This is a genomic window from Streptococcus sp. CF7_Ac1-12, assembly GCF_024295905.1.
In the GTDB taxonomy this organism is placed as follows: domain Bacteria; phylum Bacillota; class Bacilli; order Lactobacillales; family Streptococcaceae; genus Streptococcus; species Streptococcus mitis_AP.
The window spans coordinates 16,515-38,095 of sequence record NZ_JANCPG010000019.1 but is presented as its reverse complement, the minus strand read 5'-3'; the positions used below and the strand labels follow the sequence as shown (position 1 = coordinate 38,095).

Sequence of the window (21,581 nt, the reverse complement as noted above, 5' to 3'; positions counted from 1 at the left end):
TTTACTGAGTTACCTTTTTCATCCACAAAGTGTACTACCGCTACTTGTGATCCGTCTTTAACGTAGATAATTGATGTATCTTTCGTTGGATCTGTTGGTGTTGGTGGTACGTATCCTTTACTTAGATCGTTTGAATCAACTGGTTTCAATGGTTTTCCATCTGGTCCTACTGGTGTAGTTCCTGGGATTTGTGGAACGATTGGTGTTGTTGTTCCTGGTACCACTGGGTTCGTTGGATCTGGATCTTTAACTTTTGAACCATCTTGTGGATCATTGTTATAAGGTTTTGGATCTACGTTTGTATTTGCAGGAGGTGTGATTCCATCTGGAATTACTGGTACATATTTACCTACTGTTTTGTAGACTACATTTTCAGTAATATCTTTATCAGTTGCTTTAACGTCAGTTACATCTTTCTTAGAAGCTTCTACATCACCAGTTGCAACATATCCTGCTACTGCTGGAAGATCAGCTTTACCTGCTAATGTAGTTCCATTTGTAGCTACCCAATCTCCATAAGTGAATTCTTTTGTAATTGGATCGATTGTTACTGGGCGTTTGAATGTTACTGTGTTTGTAACTGTGTCAGCTGCTGGTTGACCTGCTTTAGCAGCGTCTTCAGCTTTTAGTTCACTTGTTACATCTGAGTATTTGTACGTAATTGTACGTGTTACTGTTTCTGAACGAGCATCTCTTAACTTATCAATCAAGTCTTTAGTCCATTTTGGTCCATCTGGATTGTTTGGATCAATTGGTTTATTTGGTTGAATTGGGTTATTAGGATCTACTGGTGTACTTGGATCATCATTTGGAACATTATCAGTTGGTGTAATCGTTACTGGTTTAGCTTTACGATATACTACTGTTTCTGTGATATCATCTGCTTCTGCCGCAACTGTTACCGCTGGTACTGTTGCTGTACTTACGATATAGTTTGCTACCGCTGGAATATCAGTTGCTGTTGGTGACGCTACTGCCACAAGTTCCTTCGCTGGTGTCCAATCTCCGTAAGTAATGTCTCCTGTTACTAAGTTAACATTTGCTGTACGTGTGAATTCTGCAGTTTGTTCTACTACTTTTTGTGCAACCGTTGCTGGATCAATTACTGGCGTTCCATCTTCGTATACATACTTGATTGTACGTTTTACAGTATCTTTGTTAACTAGGTTCTTAACTGATTCAGGCCATTTTGGTCCAGTTGGATTATTTGGATCTACTGGTTGACCTGGAACTGGAGTTACATCATTAGTTGGTACTACTGGAGCTGTCTTAGCACGTAGTTTAACTGTGTAAGTTTGATCTACATCAGCATTTGTATCGAAGCTATCAGTCGCTACAAATCCATTTCCATTATCTACTAACTCATAACCTTTCTTAACAAGCTCATCAATTTTCGCTTGAACCGAGGCACTCGCTGTAGTTGGGAATGCTGCTCCTGATTTACCTGTAATCGTCACTGGATCTGCAAGACCTGGAGTGATCACTTGGTTACTATCATTAGCATCTACTTCTACGAAGTTAACGATTGCTTTTTGGTCTCCTGGTGAGTAAGTAACTGTTACAGTGTAATCATCTGGATCTGATTCAGGGTTCACATCCGCAGTTGCTTCTACTTTAGCGTTGTCTGGTAAGTAACCTGGTACTGTTGGAGAAACTACATCATTGAATTTAGTATCTTTGATCGTTTTCTCTGCTGCACTTAATGTGATATTTTCACCTGTACCTGGTTTAGCTTGCTATTCACCATAGCTGATGATTGATTTCACTTCATCAGTAGCTGTTGGTTTGTTGACTTCACCTTGTACAAATTCAAACAATGTAGCACGAGCATCAACTTCAGCGTCACTTCCTACTGCGTTGTTGGCTAATACTGCTTTATAAGCATTGTATTCATTTTCGAACAATTTAGCTGTAGTAGCCATGTCAAGTGTACGAGTACGTTCGAATGTTAATACCTCTGTAACTGTCTTGGCTAACGCTTCCTCAACATGTTGACCTCTCTTATCAGCTGGAACATCCGTAGTATCTGCGTATTTGTATTCAATATGACGTGTTACTGTACGTTTGTCGTTAGTTGATAATTGCTCTTTTTTGTGACGTAGGTATACGTAGAATGTTTGGTCAACACTTGAATCTTCATCGAACTTACGTCCATCAGCTAATACTTTACCTTTTTCATCATTCTTATAGTCATCAGAATCTAGTTCATAACCTTTATCTGTATATTTCTTAATTGTATCTGCTGTGTCATAAGGAATTGTTGAAGCAGATTCACCAGATAATTTTTCAACACCATAAGTTGTTTTAGGATCTTGAGTTGTTCCTGTTGGTAATTCTGTCGCTTTAGTTCCTGATTGCGTTTCAAGTACACGTTTGTCGCCTTTTTCATCTAAGTCGATATAGACAACATTCGCTTTTTGTTTATCAGCTTTATAGTATACATATACATCGAAGTTATCTTGATCGTCTGCACGAACTACTGATACTAAAGGCTCGTAAGCACCTACGTTTACAGTATCAACAGTTCCACCTGGCGCTGATGGAGTATAAATACCCGCTGGTGTATTATTCGCATTACGAACGTAAGTTTGAACACCATTAGTATCTTTCTTAGTATACTCTGTTGCTGGCAATTGTACTTCTGCAGTGTATCCTTTAAGAACTGGTGAGATGATTGGTGTGAACTTAGCATTTTCATCATTAATTGGTTTCCATGCTCCGATAATCACTGTACCAGCTTTTAACTGAGTACCAGCTTTCACTTCGTCACCTGGTTGAAGAGTATTTGTGGTAATTTCTTTTTCAACCGCTTGGTTGTTTTCAGTAACAACACGTTTGATTGTAATTGGAGCATCAAGAGTCATTGCATTAGCAACTTTGATATCTTTTTCAGTTGCTCCATCTTTTTCCATAACGATGTAGTCACGGTTGTAAGTTAATGTTTGTTCATTTACTACCGGTTTATCATCGATTGTTAAGATTGGTTTCTTATCTGCAGCTGCTGTACTCTTATCACCTTCGTATACATAGTGAATCTTACGAGTGATTGTAGCAGATAAGTCTGGAGTTACGACTGGAGTATATTTAGCATGTCCATAGTCAGTACCATAACGTGATGTTACTTTATCTCCATCTACACGATTATTGTAATCTATATCTGGCTGTCTAAGTGTTACACCTGTACCAACACCAACGAATTTAGGATCTGGGGTAAATGTAACTTTAGCATCACCATAATTTCCATTTGCATCGGCAACTGATTCTAAAGTATATGTACCCTCGTTTTCAATAACAATTTTATTTTCTGTTATCGTTGTATAACGACGTGGAACAGTAGTTACTACACCAGTAGTTGGATCAACATGTGTTGCATTAGGTAGTGTTTCAGTCTGTAGACTTACGTATGTAGGAGCAGTCTTAGTACCTTTAAGGATAATGTCATTGTGGTTAACGTAGTCATTTCCTCCAAGAGTTACTGATTCACCTTTTTTATCAATCAATTTATCAACACTTGTTTCTTCTGCTAATCTTGGTGTGATATTTTGTGATGTTTTTGGTATGAAGTCACCTTTTTGTAGAGTAAGCTTCCATGTAGTTGTTTGGTTTCCACCATCAATTCGAAGTGGAGTAACTAATTTATCACCTTTTTCCAAATATCCACCAGCATTAACTGTAACTTCCGTACCATTTCTAAGTACTGTTACTTGAGCCGCAGCTATTGGTCTAGAGCCTTCAAGAATTGCTCCTGCTGGCACTTGGTTATCATTGAATGTTCCTCTAGCAATACGAACATTACTTACTGTTACACCACCTGAGCCTGTAATTACAAAGTTTTGAGTTTCAGCAATATTAGTATTTCTCGGCACCTTATCTGCTGGTTTAAACGTTTCTGTTCCACCATTTTCATAAGTAACTACTGTTTCTTTATCTACTTTAGTATCTTTAGTATACGTTTTACCTGGAATTGCTTTTTCAGTTGCAAACTTAACAGGTTGTTTTCTATCGATTAATACGTGTTCTTTAGAAACTGCTGATTCATCAATTTTAGAGTCAGTAATTGATTCTACTGTTCCATGATCTGGAATTTTTGGTGTTGCTGATTGAGGTTTACCTTGAGTGTCAGTTGTCATTTCATCTTTACCGACCGGTTTAATGTCAACTACAGTAGGGATGTATGATGTATCCATAGATTTATATCCATTTACACCATCATTACTATTTCCGTGAATCTTATCTTTATCAGCTAATAAGTCAGAAGTAGCAGAGTAATCGATTATTGGTTGTGTTGCTTCCCATCCTGTAGACGAGTTATTGTCATCCCATGCACGAACTGCAATACCACGAGCTGTACCTACATATCTTGGGTCTGGAGTGAATTCTATTGTTGTTTCGTATACCCCTGCTGCAAGTTCAGTATTTTTACCATTTTGAGTTGCATCACTACTTGGATTAATACGGTAAGTACCTACTTTATTTCCTGCTGTATCATATTCTGTATACTCAGTCATTAAGTATTCAGTTCTACCATTATTAGGGTTTACTACCTGAATAGCTGTACCTAATTCTTTATTATTTTTATCTTTAACTTTTACTAATGTACCTTGGTAAACTGTTACGTCATTTTTCTCAACATATACTGTTCCATTTTCTTTACGGTAGTTAGATGGTAATTCAGCTGTTGCTAAATCTACTGCTTCTGTAGATGCTACCATCTTATCTGTTAAGACAATTTTCGGCAGTAATTCTTTATTGTTGATTTGAGCCCAACGTTCATAGTTAGATTCTTTTGTCTTACCATTGGCAACAAACATACCTACTGTTGGTAATTTAACTTTTTGAACTTCACCTTGGTAGTTTTTTGTAGTGTGTTTTGTACCACGTGGGAAGTGAATTACGTGAGTTTGAAAGTCTTCTACTTCCCCAGAACCTGCTACTCCAGTAGGTTCCTGAATATCTTTTTCATCTAAAGCGATACGTAAACGTACTCCAGCTTTATCGATAGAAGTATCTAATAATTGTGGTGTGTTTTTGAAGACGATGTTATAAGTTTTCTTATCTGGTGTTACTGTAACAACTTCTGATGATTCGTTAGGATCAAATTTTCCATTTCCGTTGAAGTCTACCCACCCACGAATATAGGCTTTATCATTATTTAAACCTGTGTTAGCTTTAACTCCATAAAGAACGTAAGATGTGCCATTCGCTTGACGAAGTGTATAGTCATTACCAACTTTATTCCCTTGTTCATCAGTAGCTTCAGGGTCTATTAACTGTCCTAATCCTTCATCTGGAAGAGCACCCACACCAAGCGAACGAGTCGCGTGGTTATAGATACCGACTACAGGAATTCCAGTTTCTGGATTTGTTTTTTGTAGTATATCACCTTGTTTTACTTCTACCTGAGAACCATCAGCTTTTCTGATAACCGCATTACCATTAGCAGTAATCAAGAATGTACCTGTCACACCTTTTTGGTTTGTTACTTGAACTTGGTTAACAGGGTCTGTTTCTCCAGCGCCTAGTGATTCTTCATGATATTTTTCTGTATGAACTAAGTCATCAAGTACCCAATTTCCAGATTTTTCTTTCGCAGTTGAACGGAAGTCTGTATCTGCTGGTGTATCTCCTAAGTATGGTTGAGTCGCTGTTACTTCTCTTTTATTTACAGTTTTATTAAAGTTACCAATAATGTGTTGAGCTGAACCGTAAGACTCCGGAGCATCTCCTCCATCATAAATAATAAATCCTACAAAACCTGACACCGAACTTTGAGAATTCCCATAGAATGATAAGTTCTGAACCCCTTGTGATAAGGCTATAGGTAATTTGTTATTAGTATCTAATGCTGTAATAATCGATCCAAACTGCTTATTTCCATATACAGATTCTGGCATCCACTCTCTCGTTTCAAATCCACGATCCCCAAAATCTCTTCTATAGTTCGGGTTAGTGGCAAGATCAGATAACGTTACAGCGTTTTTGACTGGATTAGATAATTTATATTCCGTATAGTAGGTTGTTTTGTTACTATCAGTCCAAGCAAGTCTACCGTCAACCTCAGTGGCAGAATACATGATTGATCTACCGTAGTAATCTCGAGTAATTTGTTCATGTTTACCATCAGTTGTATCATACAATAATCTCTTTGTTTTATCATTAGGTAGTGGTTCAAAAGCAAATGTTTTAACCCCTGCTGGAAGAATAAAAGTAGCTCGCAATGTATCCCCACTTATTCCTGATAAAATTTTACGTCCTTCAACATCAAGGATTTGGCGACTTCGATCAGCTAGAGTAACCACTCTTCCTTCTGCAACTGTCGTAATTTTATTCCCATTTGCATCTTGAATAGAAGGGTGTTCCCCATTTTCATCGTAAATAGGACTATGTGTCTTATCTGACACAAATACTTTATAACCATCTGCTGTTTCATAGTAGAATTTCACAACTTGTTGTCCATTTTCTACTACAGTTGTTCTTGTTGGTTCTGCATTCGTATTGATAAAGATTGGATTTCCTTTTGAGTCAATATAGGTATTACCATTTTTATCTAATAAAACAAGACTTCTATTGCTGTCTTCAATAGCTTTCCCATTATTATCAACTCGTCTGTTATCCCAATGAACTTCCATGAACTTTTCCCAATTTGATCCATCTGTTTCAAACTGTGAATACTCTTTAGCTCCTGATTCATCAGCATCGGCAACGATAGCATTAACATCTACCGGCTGTCCATTATAAGTAGCAGATAAAGCAAATGTAACACCAAAGTTTGATTGGTCACGAGAGGAACTGATTGCAGTTAATCCTTCACGAAGAGGTCCCGTCGGATTCTCAGGTTTATCTCCTTCTTGAAATTCACGGTAAGTTGTAGCTATACCTGCCTTACGCAGATAACTATATTGTTTATCCTGAGCAGTCAGTAAGACATCAACATGCGCTCCTCCTCCATCAGCTGCAGCTGCCATTTGACCCATTTTACTAGTTACACCAACACCACCTACACCAGGATAATAGAAGAGTCTATTCCCTTCATCATGAAGTTGATCTCTAACTATCCTGTTAGTTTTTACTTCTTTTGGTGCTAGTTTCGTTACAGTAGCATTTAGAGTATAACCTTCTACACGAGTAGGTACAGAAAGTTTCATTCCTACTTGAAGAGCTTCATAAATTTCACCGTTATTTTGCGCTCCTCCACCGATGTAAATATGTTGTTCATATTTTGAAATACCCATTTTCAAATAAGTATCATCAGTAGATTTAAATTTAGTACCTTTTGTATAAGTAACACCATCTACAACATAATCTCTACCAAGAGTCACTTCACGATACATTTGGAAATATCCATCAAATGTACGTCCTGTAGACCCTGTAGTTGCAGTAAGATGTTTTTGTAATTTTCCGTCATTGTCTGTAACTTGAACAGCACTACTTTCACCTGCTTTAGGATTATATGTAGTATTCGGATCATAGTATCTAATAGGTGACGCTACCGAACCATCAGTATATGTAATCGTCGCCACAGCGAAGTTAAACCAGTTAATAGAATCTGAAAGTTGTTCTAGATTTTTCACCCCTGCTGTTGATACAATTGTATCTGCTGAATCAAATGTTACTGATGCCCCATTAGCATAAGTAACAGTGGCTGTCCCTGCAACTTCAACACCTGGGTTTGTAATTTGAACTACTTTAATTTTATCTTCAGAAGTTAAACCAGGGTTAGCTGTACGGATTTCTTTCTCAACCGCAGCTACTTCATAATCTGTTAATTTTGATGGATTTACAACAGGTACTAAGTTGATTGGTTTATTAGTAGCAGGTACTGTAGTTGTTTCCCCAGCCAACACCGCCTCAACCTTACCAATATGTCCTGCACGTTTCATCGTAGCGTAAACAGCTTCGATAGCAGTTGAGATACGTTGGAGTTGAAGATTCAATTGTTCAGCGGTAACATCTTTCTCGTTGAGAACTTTCTTAGATGCCGCAATTTCCACTTTGGCCGCTGCTACTGCAGCTGCAATTGCTTCTTTTCCAGCTTTATCTTCTGTTTTTTTATCCGCAAAGTTTGAGGCACTTGTGTTCAATACTTCTGCTTCAGATGTCAACTGTTCAAGGACAGTTTTAGTAGCAGTAATTGGATTTTCTGCTTTCTTTTCATGCTTTTTATCAACTTTTTCATCAACTGTTTTATCAACTTTTTTGTCTGTTGAAGGAGCAGTTAGTGTTGCTTTTTCTTTGTCAGATACTTCTGTTTTTTCAGCTGTAGCTGTTTCAGATGCTTTTTCATCCTTTTTAGATACTTCAGCAGCTAACTTCGCGATTTCTTCTTCGCTCAATTCTTTTTTATCTAGAACAGGAGCACCTGTTGTAGCTTCAGTAGCTGGCAAGGTCACATTAGCCGGAGTAGCTGCCGCCTCAGCATCTTTTGAAGTAGGGGTTACGGCTTCTGTTTTATTTTCAGTAGTTGCTTCTTCTGCCTTGGCAGTCGTTTGGGCAGCACCCAAAATCAAGGCTGTCCCCAACAACACACTCGCAGCACCAAAATGGTACTTACGAATAGAGAAACGTTGGCTTAAGCCATACCAATCAAAAGATTTATTTTTTTGTCTTTTTGATTTATACATAATGTTAACTTTCCTTTTTTAATTATGTAACCGCAAGTTACAATTACATAGTATATATTTTATCACAAAAACACTATCAGTTCAAGAAAAATAATTATATATATATATATATATATATATATATTAATAGTTTTTTTGTTGTTTTTGATTTTATCTTTGGTATTTTTTTAATTTTTTGATATAATAAATTAAAGTATAATTTCACTGGAGGTTCTATGCGTTTTAATCAATTCAGCTATTTAGCGCTATCTAGAGATACAATTATCTTTGAATTAAAAAAGTATGGATTTGATTTACCAGTCAACATTACAAATAAACAAATGCTTGAAGCGTTTCTTATTCGTTTCTTTTTTAATTTTAAAAACAGCTTCTATCCTCTATCCAGTTTAGCAGTTGATACAGAAACTGACTTATTGGCATTTTTTCAATCAGATAAAGAGTTGACTGCAGATATTTTTTATACTGTGGCTTTTCAACTTTTAGGCTTTTCTTATTTGGTTGACTTCGAAGACAGTGAAGTTTTTCGTAAAGAGACTGGATTTCCTATTGTATACGGTGACTTGATTGAAAATCTCTATCAGTTACTCAATACTCGCACCAAAAAGGGGAACACTCTTATCGACCAACTTGTCAGTGACGGTCTTATTCCTGAGGATAATGACTATCACTACTTTAACGGTAAGAGTTTGGCTACTTTTTCTAGCCATGATGTCATTCGAGAAGTCGTTTACGTTGAGTCTCGTGTCGATACTGACCAAAAAGGTCTACCAAACTTAGTCAAGGTCAGCATTATTCGTCCTCGTTATGACGGGCAAATCCCTGCTATCATGACAGCGAGTCCTTATCATCAGGGAACAAATGATAAAGCTAGCGACAAGGCTCTCTACAAGATGGAGGGCGAACTCGAGGTTAAACCTGCTCACAAGATTGAGCTAGAAGAACCTCAACTAAATCTCATCCAAGCCCAAGGTCAAGCCGAGCTTGTAGCAGAGGCGGAGGAAAAGCTAACTCACATCAACGCTAGCTATAGTCTCAACGACTACTTCCTTCCACGTGGTTTTGCTAATCTATATGTTTCAGGTGTTGGTACCAAAGACTCGACAGGTTTCATGACTAACGGGGACTACCAACAAATCGAGGCTTATAAAAATGTTATCGATTGGCTCAATGGTCGTTGCCGTGCCTTTACTGATCACACGCGCCAGCGTCAAGTCAAGGCTGACTGGTCAAACGGAAAAGTGGCCACAACTGGACTTTCCTATCTTGGTACCATGTCCAATGGTCTTGCGACTACAGGTGTCGATGGTTTAGAAGTCATCATTGCCGAGGCTGGCATTTCTTCATGGTATAACTACTACCGTGAAAACGGTCTGGTCACTAGCCCAGGTGGTTATCCAGGTGAGGACTTTGACTCCCTTGCTGAACTAACCTACTCTCGTAATCTCTTAGCTGGCGACTATATTCGTGGTAATGAGGCTCACCAAGCTGATTTGGAAAAAGTAAAAGAGCAACTGGATCGCAAGTCTGGCGATTACAATCAGTTTTGGCATGACCGCAATTATCTGCTCAATGCCCATAAAGTAAAGGCTGAGGTTGTCTTTACCCACGGTTCACAGGATTGGAATGTCAAACCACTTCATGTTTACCAGATGTTCCATGCTCTTCCAGCTCATATCAATAAGCATCTCTTTTTCCATAATGGTGCCCATGTTTATATGAACAACTGGCAGTCCATTGACTTCCGTGAATCTATGAACGCCTTACTGACTAAGAAATTATTGGGACAAGATACAAATTTCCAACTTCCGACCGTTATCTGGCAGGACAATACAGCTCCTCAGACTTGGCAGACTCTTGATGATTTTGGTAATCAGGAAAGCTCAGAAACTTTCTCACTTGGTCAAGAAGAGCAAGTCATTCAAAACCAGTACCCAGATAAGGATTTTGAGCGCTATGGTAAAACATACCAGACCTTTAATACAGACCTCTATCAAGGGAAAGCCAATCAAATTACTATTGACCTTCCTGTAACCAAGAACCTCCACCTGAACGGTCGCGCTCAGCTCAATCTTCGTATTAAATCTAGTACCAATAAGGGGCTCTTATCGGCCCAACTACTGGAACTTGGACAAAAGAAATATCTACAACCTTATCCAGCTGTTTTAAGTGCTAGAACCATTGACAACGGTCGCTATCACATGTTGGAAAATCTCTGTGAATTGCCATTTCGTGAAAATGCGCAACGAGTCGTGACAAAAGGCTATCTCAATTTACAAAATAGAAATGATTTACTGTTGGTAGAGGATATTACTGCAGATGAATGGATGGATATCCAGTTTAAACTGCAACCAACTATTTATAAGCTAAAAGAAGGAGATATTCTTCGTTTAGTTCTCTATACTACTGACTTTGAAATCACCATCCGTGACAATACCGCTTACCAGCTGACTGTCGATCTTGAACAGTCTAGTCTTATCCTACCTTGTCAAAAGGTATAATATCAGACTTTCAATATGGAACTATTTCCATTTGAACTGTTAAACTACACATAAACTTGGTATCAAATTCAATCCTAATCTAGACCTATGACATGTCTAAAACTGGATCTTGGACAAAAGATACTAAGACCCTAACCAACATGTGCAATCACTTATAATACTCGCTACCAGACCACATGTTGGATAATCTCTGTGAATTGCCATTTGGCATAAATTCACAACAAGTCGTGACAAAAGGCTAACCTAATTGAGTGATTTACTGTTAGTAGAGGACACCAATGTAAATAAACGGATAGAGAGCCAATTCATCTCCACCCAACTAGTGACAAGTGAAAAGAGGGAGATTCTCTCCGTTTAGTCCTATACTACTGACTTTGAAATCATCATACGTGACAATACCGCTTACCACCCGACTGACAATCTCGTTCAGTCCACGTTTTTTATATCTAGTACAAGGAGTAACATTTTATGAATAAATCTGAACACCGACACCAACTCATACGAGCTCTTGTAACAAAAAACAAAATTCATACTCAAGCTGAGCTACAAGCTCTTCTTGCCGATAATGATATTCAAGTTACACAAGCTACACTTTCGAGAGATATTAAAAGTATGAACCTTTCAAAAGTACGAGAAGAAGACAACTCTTACTACGTGCTCAATGCAGGTTCAACCTCAAAATGGGAAAAACGTCTCGAAATTTATATGGAAGATGCTCTTGTCTTGATGCGTCCAGTTCAACACCAAGTCCTACTAAAAACCCTTCCTGGCCTTGCTCAATCCTTTGGTTCTATCATTGATGCTTTGAGCTTCCCTGATGCTATCGGTACCCTCTGTGGCGATGATGTCTGTCTTGTCATCTGTGAAGATGCAGAAGCTGCCCAAAAATGCTTTGAAGAACTGAAAAAATTCGCTCCACCATTTTTCTTTGAAGAATAACAAAATTCCGTGTCTGATCTGGCACGGAATCTTTTTATCTATTTTACTGAGATGGATTGTCTTTTTTAGTTCGTGCCAATCTCAAGGCACGATTTGGATTGAGACGATTAAACAGTTCTTCCAATTTCTTTTCATTCCAAACGTCTGCGGCGGAAACGAAGTTGCCATCCGCATCTCGGAAAGATATCGGTTTATCTCCCATATCAGTCTCCTAGTCTACAAATTCAAACTCAAATTTACCAATGCGGACCAAGTCCCCATCCTTAGCACCACGCGCACGAAGGGCTTCATCAACCCCCATACCACGAAGCTGACGGGCAAATTTCATGACAGATTCATCACGATCAAAGTTGGTCATATTAAAGAGTTTCATGAGTTTTTCACCAGAAAGTACCCATGTCGCATCGTCATCACGGCTAATTTCAAAGGCTTTTTCTTCCTCGTCAAATCCATAGTAAGCTTCTTCTTCCATATCTGACTCGTCGTAGAGCAAGAATTCTGGTGTCTTATCTAACAATTCAGCTGTCGCATCCAAAAGCGTTGCCAGCCCTTGCTTGGTCAAACCAGATATTGGAAAGATAGCTGGTAACTCTTCAAATTCATCGTAGTTTTCAGCTAATTTTTTCTTAAATTCTACAAGATTTTCCTGACTCTCAGGCATGTCCATCTTATTAGCTACAATAATCTGTGGACGCTCCATGAGACGAAGATTATATGACTCCAGCTCCTTATTGATGGCAAGATAATCCTCATAAGGATCACGGCCTTCGCTAGCTGACATATCAATAATATGAAGGATAACACGTGTACGCTCAATGTGACGGAGGAACTGGGTTCCCAAACCAACACCTTGACTAGCACCTTCAATCAAACCTGGTAAATCAGCTACTGCAAAGGATTCACCTGATTGGGTACGAACCATACCTAAATTTGGCACAATAGTGGTAAAGTGGTAGGCACCGATTTTTGGTTTAGCTGAGGTAATAACACTTAAAAGTGTCGATTTACCTACAGATGGAAAGCCTACTAAACCAACATCCGCAAGGATTTTAAGTTCCAATTGTAACTCGCGTTCCTGACCTGGTTCTCCATTTTCAGAGATTTCCGGTGCAGGATTTTTTGGTGTCGCGAAACGAATATTTCCACGTCCACCACGACCACCGTGGGCAACGATAAATTCTTGACCATGTTCAATCAAATCTGTCAAAACCTTACCAGTCTCTGCATCACGAACGGTCGTACCTTGTGGCACTCGAACTCTAAGGTCCTCAGCACCACGACCATGCATCCCTTTGGTCATTCCTTTTTCACCAGAATCAGCCTTGAAATGACGGTTGTAGCGGAAATCCATGAGAGTACGTAGACCTTCGTCTACAACGAAGACCACATTACCTCCACGACCACCGTCACCACCCCAAGGACCGCCATTAGGGACATATTTTTCACGGCGAAAGGCAACCATACCATCGCCACCATTACCAGCCTTGACCTTAATCTTGGCTGTATCTAAAAACATACTCATTTTTTCTTCTCACTTTAAAAAAGGGCTGGGAAATCCCAGTCACAAAATTTTCTTGAATCTATTTTATAGATTACTGAGGGCACCAATTGCAGTTGCAAAAATACCCAAAATACTTGCTACTAACATGATAAGTACGATAAGCAAGGTTAATTTCTCAAACATCGTTTTTTTACGTTTTCCATTATCTCCAAATGCCATTTTTATCTCCTTCGTTACATTCTATTTTCTATTATCTTAGCATGAATTTAGCTAGTTTTCAATAGTCAGTTGCTACTGGCGCAATAATCCATAAAATGATATAAGCTACAATTCCTGCCCCATAACAAAATGCAAGAACACCCCATATTACACGAACAATAGTCGGATCAATATCAAAATAATTTGCGACCCCAGCACATACTCCAGCAATTTTTTGATCACTACCACTTCTCATCAATTGTTTTTTCATAGCTATTCCTCTTTCTATTCTTCACGGTCTTTCCAATAATCTCTGATGCTGATTAACTGTGTTTTTGAAGCCCTCAGCATTCGTCTAGAGCCTTTTACAGGCACAGCAACCACCTGTTGCGGTAGATACAAAACTGTCTTAAAGATACGCTGACTGACCGTATCATCTTTTGCTAAATCTTTCTGGAAGTTATTTGAAATAATGGCATCCAGATAAAACTCATGCACTCGTTTTCCAAAGTTCTCAGCTGAAATCTCGTACAATTTCTCTGATAAGGTATGCTCATCCATATCTGGAGTTGCAATCAGGGCTTCCAAAATAGCTCCAGCCAAATCATGTTCCCCATAGTACAAGGTTCCAAACATTTTATCACTGATAAGATTATCCAGATAAGGATTTCCATGAGCAATGACAGGCGTTCCACTGGCTAAGCTTTCCAAGTATGTCAAACCTTGCGTTTCACTTGTCGATGCCGAGATGAAGAAATCCGCCGCCTTATAGTAAAGAGCCGTCTCACTAGGAGCAATCATGCCTGTAAAGATGACGTAGTCTTGAATCTCTAGTTTCTTGGCTTGCTCTTTGAGGTCATCCAGATAAGGACCATCCCCAGCTACCACCAGTTTGACCTTGTCTTCTTCTTTCAGAACTTCTGCAAAGGCTGCTAGTACTGCTTGAATATTTTTTTCATAGGAAATTCTGGAAAGACTAAGCAACATCTTTTCATCATCTTGAATTCCTAGTTTAGTACGCAGTTCTGTCAAATTTTCCTGCTTGATTTCCGGACGCTCAAACTTAGCTAATTCAATCCCAGTTGGAATGACCCTTTTCTCAACCTTGACTTTATAGTCAGATAGCAAGTCTCGGACAATCTCACTCGGGCAAATCACCCCATCCACATCATGCAAAAAACCTCTAACCAGATACTTGACCATACTAGGACGAATCAACATCCCCTTGGCAATATAATGTACATAGTCTTCGTACTGGGTGTGATAGGTATGAATAACGGGAATCTTCAATTCACGCGCAATCCAAATCCCCAACAAACCAAGAGAAAATTCTGTCTGAGTATGGATAATATCCAGTTGATACTGTTTAGCAATTTCAAGCGCCTTACTGAATCCTCGATAGGCAAAGCGACGATCCTTAAAAGCAAAGAAAGGAACACTTGGAATGCGGATAATTTGCCAATCTTCATAACGATTGACATCCTTATCTGTCGTCGTAAAGATAAAAACAGCGTGCCCCTGCTTTTCAAGTTCTGTTTTCAAGGTCCGAATACTGGTCGCAACACCTGAAACCTGAGGAAAATAGGTATCTGTAAATAAACCAATTCGCATAGATTACCTCACTTTTTACTTTCTCCCTAAAGCGGCTTGTTTCTCATAAAAGTCCAACCAGATTTGTAACAGATGCTCTTCTGAATACTCTCTAGAAATATTCTTAGCTTTTTCTTTCAAATCTTTTAAAGCAGCAGGATTCGCTTGATATTCCAGAATAGCTTCTTTCATCTCTTCTCTGTCTGCTGTAGCCCGATAATTTCCCTCCAAAATCACCTTATAAAGATCCAAATCACGCAACATAATCGGAGCTTCACAACTAGCAGCTTCTAGGATAGTCATAGGAAAGAGTTCATTGTAACTAGGCAACAAGAAAAGGTCCGCTAGGGCATACAATTCGCGCATCCGCTCTGGCGATACAATACCTGGAAAAATCAAATTTTTAGGGGGATTCTCCATGATTTTCTTGTAACGTTCATAACCATCTGTCATACCACCAAAAGAGAAACCACCTGCCCAGATAAAGGTAATTTGGGGCAATTCCTCAGCCAGACGGATAAAATCGTCAATACCTTTGCGTTTCTGAACTTGACCAGCACCTACTACGATAAACTGATTATCACTAAGACCTAGCTCTGTTCGCAGACTCGCTACCTCTTCTTGTGGAAGGGGATGCCATTTTTCCTTATTGACAAAGTTAGGAATATAGGTCACTTTTTCACGTGGAATACCAGCTGCCACCAAATCCTCGATAAACATAGGATTAACCACAACCAAGTGCTCCATCCGGTTGTAAAAAGAAAATACATAGCGTTTGACAATTCCCTTTAAGAAAAATGGAATTTTCAAACTCCCCTCAAGTGTATCAGGCAAGAAATGCACATAGCCAATTTTTCTCCCTGAACGTTTCTTTTGGAATGTAGATAAATAATAGGGGAAATCAATCGTATGAAAGTGAGTCACATCTGCCTCGATTGGAAGATTTTCTGTAACAATCAATTGGTCCTTGGCATCACGGTGAAGAAGACGAACTAATTCACGGTAGGCACCTGAAACTCCTTGTCCTGCTACTTTCTCACTTGAACTCAACATATTGATGCGTAATTTCTTTTTTTCCATAGCTACTATTATATCATTTTCTTTGAATAAAATCAGCAAAAGAAAGGAGAGACTAGAGGAAAAGAGGGGGAAATTTCCTCGCTTTTCCAATAATCTCTCACATGCTTTTATTTGTTTACTTAATGCCAAGGGCAATGCGTGCATAGCGACTCATTTTTTCAACAGTCCAGGCTGGATACCAGACTAATTTAACCTCAGTATCCGTTACTTCTGGCACCTCTGTCATGGCATCATAAATCTGGTCTGTCAAAAGATCTGCCAGGGGACACCCCATGGTTGTCAAAGTCATATCAATCTCTGTTTGTCCTGTGTCGCCGTCAAAACGAATCTCATAAATCAAACCAAGATTGACAATATCGATTCCCAACTCAGGGTCAATAACTTCTTCCAAGGCTGATAAAATTCGTGTTTTGATATTTTCAATTTGCTCTTCTGTATAAGCCATATTCATCCTCACTCTTAGTCTTCAATAAAATCACGAAGCGGTTTGCTGCGACTTGGTTGGCGTAGTTTTCTCAAAGCTTTAGCTTCAATCTGACGGATACGCTCACGGGTTACGTTAAAGACTTTACCCACATCTTCAAGGGTGCGCATTTTCCCATCATCTAGCCCAAAACGTAGACGCAAAACATTTTCTTCACGGTCTGTAAGAGTATCCAAGACCTCATCCAACTGCTCACGCAAGACGATACGAGTTGTATAGTCCACTGGATTTTCAATCACTTCATCTTCGATAAAGTCCCCAAGGTGACTATCATCCTCTTCACCAATAGGAGTTTCAAGGGATACCGGTTCTTGAGCAATCTTCAAGATTTCACGAACCTTATCAGGTGTCATATCCATACGTTCAGCGATTTGTTCTGGCGTTGGATCTTGTCCCAATTCTTGAAGGAGATTACGCTGTTCACGAACAAGCTTGTTAATCGTTTCAACCATGTGAACTGGGATACGGATAGTACGAGCTTGATCCGCAATAGCACGGGTGATAGCCTGACGAATCCACCAAGTTGCATAAGTTGAGAACTTAAATCCTTTAGAATAATCAAACTTGTCAACCGCCTTCATCAAGCCCATGTTCCCTTCTTGAATCAAGTCAAGGAACTGCATACCACGGCCAACATAGCGTTTGGCAATAGAAACAACTAAACGAAGGTTGGCTTCCGCAAGACGTTGTTTGGCTTCGATATCACCCGCTTCAACAGCAAGCGCCAATTCTTTTTCCTCTTCATTGGTCAAGAGAGGTACGACCCCGATTTCTTTCAAGTACATACGGACAGGGTCATTAACCTTAGCCGAAGTTGAACCAATCAAGTCCTCGTCACTGAGTTCTGGTTCTTCTTCTGCACTAAGAACACGCGCACTTGGATTACCTTCATTATCTGTGATAGAAATTCCTGCATCCTGAATCCGTTGCAAGAGATCTTCAATCCCATCAGCGTCCAAGGTAAAAGGAATCACCAGACTAGCATTGATTTCATCATCAGTTGCTGTCCCTTTTTGTTTATGATTACGGATAAATTCTGCTACTTGTACGTCAAATGTTGTTACTTCTTTTTGTTTTGTTGCCATTATTACTCCATTCTTCTCTTTTGGGAAATTAAACGTTCCAATTCTTCTAAGGCTGTGTCTGTATCTCCTACATGGCTAGCTTCCTGCACCTTCTTTTTGATTCTCATATTGTCCTGATTCAAGAGAGCCTTGTTTCGAGTCATTTCTACTTCACTAAGTTCCTGAGGTGACATCTCAGATGGTAAATCCTGAGCTAAAACTTGATACCATGCTCTTTCAACTTCCTCTGTCTGCTCCGCTAGAACTTCTGGAGGAAGATTTCCATACTGGCCAAGCAAGTCATATAAAACCTGAAATTCAGGAGTGTCAAATGCAAAGTCTTCTCGCAAACGGTAATCATTCAAAACAAGGGGAGATTCCATCATTCGATAAAGTAGATGGGCTTCTGCCCTCATAATAGCCGATAACTGCTTGGTGACAGGCATAGTGATTGGCATCGGTCTGGAAATTCCTTCCATACGATTCTGCCTTTGCGCCTGACGACTCTCATTAACAATCTGCTCAATCTGGGCATAATCAAAGGACGCCAGACTGTCAGCTAAAATATGTATATAGCTGTTTTGAGCAGTAATAGATTTTTCTTGAACAATCAAGGGAGCTATTTTTTCAATAAACTCAATCTGTGCCTGCAGATTTTCACTGTTTTCAGGCTTATACTGATGAATGTAAAACTCAATCGGACTAATACGAGTTTTCGTTAACAGATAGGCCAAGTCTTCTGGTCCATTTTTTTGTAGATACTCATCTGGATCCAAGTTATCAGGCATGCTAACGATTTGCACAGGCATATCACCAATTTCGTCCAGCGCTTTCAATGTCGCGGCTTGCCCAGCCTTATCACCATCATAAACAAGAACCAACTTCTTGGTTAACCTTTTCAGATGCTCAACATGCTCACGACTTAAGGCCGTTCCCATAGACGCTACAGCATTTTCTATTCCAGCCCGATAGGCTGCGATGACATCCATGAATCCTTCCATCAGATAAATCTCACTGGCTTTTCCAGAAGATTTTTTAGCCCTATCCATATGATATAATTCGTAACTTTTGTTAAAAATTGCAGTCGATCGGCTATTTTTATACTTAGAAGTTTGTGAATCCGTTTTCTGCCAGATACGACCTGAGAAGGCAATAACCTTTCCTTGGTCATTTGTCAGGGGAAACATGATCCGATTGTGAAAAGTGTCTACAAATTGATTGGCATCTGATAGGTAAAATAGCCCTGAATCTAGAAAATCCTCATCACGATACTGATCAGACAAACGTTGATAGAGATAGTTTCGTTCTGGAGGTGCTAAACCAATCCGAAAATGCTTGAGCACTTCATCTGTCAACCCACGCTGATAAAGGTAATTTCTGGCCTCTTCTCCCATAGTCGTTGTCATGAGAATAGCATGGTAAAATTTGGCTGCATCTTCATGCATATCATAGAGAGCTTGGTGAGGCGAAACTGACTTCTGTTCATTATAAAGCGTTTTTTCAACCTCTATCCCAACACGCTGACCTAAGATTTGGACAGCCTCCATAAAGGGAACCCCTTGGTACTCCTCTATGAACTTAAAGACATCACCTGAGCGACCACAACCAAAACAGTGGTAAAACTGCTTGTCTTCTACAACGTTGAAAGAAGGTGTTTTTTCACCATGAAAAGGACAGAGCCCTAGATAGTTCCGTCCTGCCTTTTGTAAAGAAATCACATCTCCTATGACTTCCACAATGTTGGCATTGTTTTTGATTTCTTCAATGACTTGTTTGTCAACCATACACAATACCTCCATCTTATCATAGTTTCACGTAAACTAGTATAGCTTATTTCTGAAAAAAAGTAAACCATTTCATACGCTTTCCGTAATTCTCTTTGTCTTATTTTTCTAGATAGAAAAGAAAGTTAAAAAAACTCAGAAACACTTTAACGCTTCTAAGTTTTTCTTCTCTATTTTTTGATGAAAATAAAGTTTATCTATTCAAATAATTGATAGTAGTCTGAGATTTTCATCTTAGCTTTTTCTTCATTATTAAGGTCTTGAATTATACGACCTTCTTTCATGACAATCAGACGGTTTCCGTACTTCAACGCGTCCTCCATATGGTGGGTAATCATCAAGGCTGTCAGCTGATCTTTCTTGACAAATTCGTCTGTCAATTCCATCAAGGCTACACTAGTCTTTGGATCAAGAGCTGCAGTATGCTCGTCTAACAAGAGTAATTCAGGTCGCTTCAAGGTTGCCATCAAGAGACTCAAGGCTTGTCTTTGCCCACCTGATAAGAACTCAATCGGTGTATTCAAGTGTTTCTCAAGACCATTTCCTACTTTTTCAATAGTCGTCTGAAACTCATCCTTAAAACTAGTCAAGCGTCGTGGAAAGAGTCCACGCTTTTCACCACGAAACTTTGCGATTAAAAGATTTTCAGCGACCGTCATACGAGGAGCTGTTCCCATCTTGGGATCTTGGAAAACACGAGACAGATACTTGGCTCGCTTCTCTGGTGAAAACTTGGTAACATCTTCACCTAAAATACGAATGGTCCCACTGGTTAGTGATAAGGTTCCTGCAATAGTGTTAAAGAGGGTCGATTTCCCAGCACCATTTCCACCTAAAATCGTGATAAAGTCTTGTTCAAAAATTTCTAATGAAACATCATTTAAAATAATCTTTTCTTCATCAAAGCCATTTTTAACTACCTTGGTTGCATTTTTTAATTCTACAATTGCTGTCATTTGCTTAACTTGGCTCCTTTCAAGATTGTTTGCTTAAATGTTGGAATCATGAGGCAGACTGCCAAAATCAAGGCACTGTATAAACGAAGGTAACTTGTATTAAAGCCAAGAGCAATAACTGCCCACACTAAGAATTGATAGGCGATAGAACCCACAACGATGGCAACCAGACGCTCTGCTAAGCTCAAACTCTTGAAAATAACTTCCCCAATAATCAAACTTGCAAGACCTACAACGATAACCCCAATTCCTCGAGATACATCGGCATAACCTTCTTGCTGGGCAATAAGAGCTCCTGCAAGGGCAATCACACCATTTGATAAAACCAAGCCCATAAGCTCCATGCGTCCCGTATGAATCCCGAAACTTCTAGCCATATCAGGATTGTCACCTGTAGCAATATAGGCTTGTCCGAGTTTAGTATCCAAGAAAAAGAGCATAAGAACAATAACAAGACTGACAAAGATAAGACCTGTCAAAAGTTGATTCAAATCCGAATCAAAAGGCAAAACATCCTGGATTTGCTTGGTTCCAAGCAATCCTAAATTTGCACGTCCCATAATCAAGAGCATGATAGAGTGACAGGAAGTCATCACCAGAATCCCTGAGAGCAAGGTTGGGATTTTCCCTTTTGTATAAAGAAGTCCTGCCGCCATTCCAGCCAAACAACCAGCTCCAACAGCAACAAGTGTCGCTAAAAAGGGATTCACACCTTTCGTTATCAGAGTGACAGCAACAGCTCCCCCAAGAGGGAAGGAACCTTCTGTCGTCATATCTGGAAAGTTCAAAATCCTAAATGTCATAAAGATTCCCAGACCTAGAATAGCCCAGACAAATCCTTGAGAAATAATAGATAATATCATCTG

General features: G+C 39.3%; 14 protein-coding genes and 1 pseudogene. 2 read left to right on the top strand and 13 right to left on the bottom strand.

Annotation, left to right across the window (positions count from 1 at the left end; translation table 11 throughout):
* Nucleotides 1-1,595: pseudogene (locus NMM17_RS09675) on the bottom strand (hypothetical protein); the annotation flags it as partial.
* A 141-nt stretch (nucleotides 1,596-1,736) separates the two neighbouring features.
* Nucleotides 1,737-8,621 carry a GEVED domain-containing protein gene (locus NMM17_RS08720; protein ID WP_254754263.1) on the bottom strand — a complete coding sequence of 2,295 codons (6,885 nt, stop codon included), beginning with the start codon at nucleotides 8,619-8,621 and terminating at the stop codon, nucleotides 1,737-1,739.
* A gap of 215 nt (nucleotides 8,622-8,836) precedes the next feature.
* Here NMM17_RS08720 and NMM17_RS08715 point away from each other — a divergent pair, with 215 nt between their 5' ends.
* Complete coding sequence (locus NMM17_RS08715; RefSeq protein WP_254754262.1) at nucleotides 8,837-11,119, top strand: Xaa-Pro dipeptidyl-peptidase; 2,283 nt, start codon at nucleotides 8,837-8,839, stop codon at nucleotides 11,117-11,119.
* Nucleotides 11,120-11,587: 468 nt separating this feature from the next.
* The gene (locus NMM17_RS08710; RefSeq protein WP_033681854.1) at nucleotides 11,588-12,058 is read left to right on the top strand and encodes an arginine repressor; all 471 of its coding nucleotides are present in this window, start codon (nucleotides 11,588-11,590) and stop codon (nucleotides 12,056-12,058) included.
* 43 nt (nucleotides 12,059-12,101) lie between these two features.
* Here the strand turns inward: NMM17_RS08710 and NMM17_RS08705 are convergent, their stop codons facing one another.
* From NMM17_RS08705 to NMM17_RS08655, 11 genes are all read right to left on the bottom strand, one after another.
* Nucleotides 12,102-12,260 carry a hypothetical protein gene (locus NMM17_RS08705; protein WP_007284777.1) on the bottom strand — a complete coding sequence of 53 codons (159 nt, stop codon included), beginning with the start codon at nucleotides 12,258-12,260 and terminating at the stop codon, nucleotides 12,102-12,104.
* Nucleotides 12,261-12,269: 9 nt separating this feature from the next.
* Nucleotides 12,270-13,580, bottom strand: coding sequence for a GTPase ObgE (gene obgE, locus NMM17_RS08700; RefSeq protein ID WP_000061647.1), 1,311 nt, complete (start codon nucleotides 13,578-13,580; stop codon nucleotides 12,270-12,272).
* 63 nt (nucleotides 13,581-13,643) lie between these two features.
* Nucleotides 13,644-13,778: a DUF4044 domain-containing protein gene (locus NMM17_RS08695; RefSeq protein ID WP_000863852.1), complete on the bottom strand. Its 135-nt coding sequence runs from the start codon at nucleotides 13,776-13,778 to the stop codon at nucleotides 13,644-13,646.
* Between the two features lie 58 nt (nucleotides 13,779-13,836).
* Nucleotides 13,837-14,028 carry a PspC domain-containing protein gene (locus NMM17_RS08690; protein ID WP_162489588.1) on the bottom strand — a complete coding sequence of 64 codons (192 nt, stop codon included), beginning with the start codon at nucleotides 14,026-14,028 and terminating at the stop codon, nucleotides 13,837-13,839.
* Nucleotides 14,029-14,042: 14 nt separating this feature from the next.
* Entirely contained in the window at nucleotides 14,043-15,368 is a 1,326-nt protein-coding gene (locus tag NMM17_RS08685) for a glycosyltransferase family 4 protein (protein WP_254754261.1), read from the bottom strand.
* Between the two features lie 15 nt (nucleotides 15,369-15,383).
* Entirely contained in the window at nucleotides 15,384-16,427 is a 1,044-nt protein-coding gene (gene cpoA, locus NMM17_RS08680) for an alpha-galactosylglucosyldiacylglycerol synthase (RefSeq protein ID WP_239822214.1), read from the bottom strand.
* A gap of 115 nt (nucleotides 16,428-16,542) precedes the next feature.
* A complete protein-coding gene (locus NMM17_RS08675; protein ID WP_000331925.1) occupies nucleotides 16,543-16,872 on the bottom strand; it encodes a metal-sulfur cluster assembly factor in 330 nt (109 codons plus the stop codon).
* A gap of 14 nt (nucleotides 16,873-16,886) precedes the next feature.
* Nucleotides 16,887-17,996, bottom strand: coding sequence for an RNA polymerase sigma factor RpoD (gene rpoD / locus NMM17_RS08670; RefSeq protein WP_004259586.1), 1,110 nt, complete (start codon nucleotides 17,994-17,996; stop codon nucleotides 16,887-16,889).
* Between the two features lie 2 nt (nucleotides 17,997-17,998).
* The gene (dnaG, locus tag NMM17_RS08665) at nucleotides 17,999-19,759 is read right to left on the bottom strand and encodes a DNA primase (RefSeq protein ID WP_254754260.1); all 1,761 of its coding nucleotides are present in this window, start codon (nucleotides 19,757-19,759) and stop codon (nucleotides 17,999-18,001) included.
* A gap of 197 nt (nucleotides 19,760-19,956) precedes the next feature.
* Nucleotides 19,957-20,715, bottom strand: coding sequence for an ABC transporter ATP-binding protein (locus NMM17_RS08660; protein WP_254754259.1), 759 nt, complete (start codon nucleotides 20,713-20,715; stop codon nucleotides 19,957-19,959).
* On the bottom strand, nucleotides 20,712-21,578 hold the full coding sequence (locus NMM17_RS08655; protein WP_153219592.1) for an ABC transporter permease: 867 nt from the start codon (nucleotides 21,576-21,578) through the stop codon (nucleotides 20,712-20,714). Before NMM17_RS08655 ends, NMM17_RS08660 begins: the two co-directional genes overlap by 4 nt.
* Nucleotides 21,579-21,581: the final 3 nt, after the last annotated feature.

Excerpts from the sequence above, each read along its gene's own strand:
- NMM17_RS08720 (WP_254754263.1), bottom strand. The coding sequence starts at position 8,621 with ATGTATAAATCAAAAAGACAAAAAAATAAATCTTTTGATTGGTATGGC.
- NMM17_RS08710 (WP_033681854.1), top strand. The coding sequence starts at position 11,588 with ATGAATAAATCTGAACACCGACACCAACTCATACGAGCTCTTGTAACA.
- rpoD (WP_004259586.1), bottom strand. The coding sequence starts at position 17,996 with ATGGCAACAAAACAAAAAGAAGTAACAACATTTGACGTACAAGTAGCA.
- NMM17_RS08715 (WP_254754262.1), top strand. The coding sequence starts at position 8,837 with ATGCGTTTTAATCAATTCAGCTATTTAGCGCTATCTAGAGATACAATT.
- obgE (WP_000061647.1), bottom strand. The coding sequence starts at position 13,580 with ATGAGTATGTTTTTAGATACAGCCAAGATTAAGGTCAAGGCTGGTAAT.
- NMM17_RS08655 (WP_153219592.1), bottom strand. The coding sequence starts at position 21,578 with ATGATATTATCTATTATTTCTCAAGGATTTGTCTGGGCTATTCTAGGT.
- NMM17_RS08705 (WP_007284777.1), bottom strand. The coding sequence starts at position 12,260 with ATGGGAGATAAACCGATATCTTTCCGAGATGCGGATGGCAACTTCGTT.
- NMM17_RS08675 (WP_000331925.1), bottom strand. The coding sequence starts at position 16,872 with ATGGCTTATACAGAAGAGCAAATTGAAAATATCAAAACACGAATTTTA.
- NMM17_RS08685 (WP_254754261.1), bottom strand. The coding sequence starts at position 15,368 with ATGCGAATTGGTTTATTTACAGATACCTATTTTCCTCAGGTTTCAGGT.
- dnaG (WP_254754260.1), bottom strand. The coding sequence starts at position 19,759 with ATGGTTGACAAACAAGTCATTGAAGAAATCAAAAACAATGCCAACATT.
- cpoA (WP_239822214.1), bottom strand. The coding sequence starts at position 16,427 with ATGGAAAAAAAGAAATTACGCATCAATATGTTGAGTTCAAGTGAGAAA.
- NMM17_RS08690 (WP_162489588.1), bottom strand. The coding sequence starts at position 14,028 with ATGAAAAAACAATTGATGAGAAGTGGTAGTGATCAAAAAATTGCTGGA.
- NMM17_RS08695 (WP_000863852.1), bottom strand. The coding sequence starts at position 13,778 with ATGGCATTTGGAGATAATGGAAAACGTAAAAAAACGATGTTTGAGAAA.
- NMM17_RS08660 (WP_254754259.1), bottom strand. The coding sequence starts at position 20,715 with ATGACAGCAATTGTAGAATTAAAAAATGCAACCAAGGTAGTTAAAAAT.